Origin of the sequence: Paenarthrobacter aurescens (genome assembly GCF_025421775.1) — a bacterium.
Lineage (GTDB): Bacteria > Actinomycetota > Actinomycetes > Actinomycetales > Micrococcaceae > Arthrobacter > Arthrobacter aurescens_B.
On the sequence record NZ_JAOEFX010000589.1, the window covers coordinates 1 to 246 of the forward strand.

At 69.5% G+C, this 246-nt stretch carries 1 pseudogene; it reads right to left on the bottom strand.

Features of this window, described 5'->3' with window-relative positions:
- Positions 1–246 (bottom strand): annotated as a pseudogene (locus N7568_RS24900) (hypothetical protein); the annotation flags it as partial.

Genomic DNA, 246 nt, shown 5'->3' on the forward strand with positions numbered 1-246 from the left:
CCCGCAGTTCCCACAGATATCCCGGGGCTTGGGGCGGCGAGACTACGGCCGCGGCGTCAGCTCCACCGGGGCGGGCACGCCGTGCGTCCGCTCCGAGCACCCAAGGCCCTCTGGACTTGAGCTGGCGAGCCAGCGATGACCCGGCGGGGCCACAAATGCCCGTGACCAGCACGCGTGCCAGCAGAATGCGCCTTTGGCTGTGGCGGGGATCCAACGATGCACCGTAGCGGTGCCTGACGGTGAGTT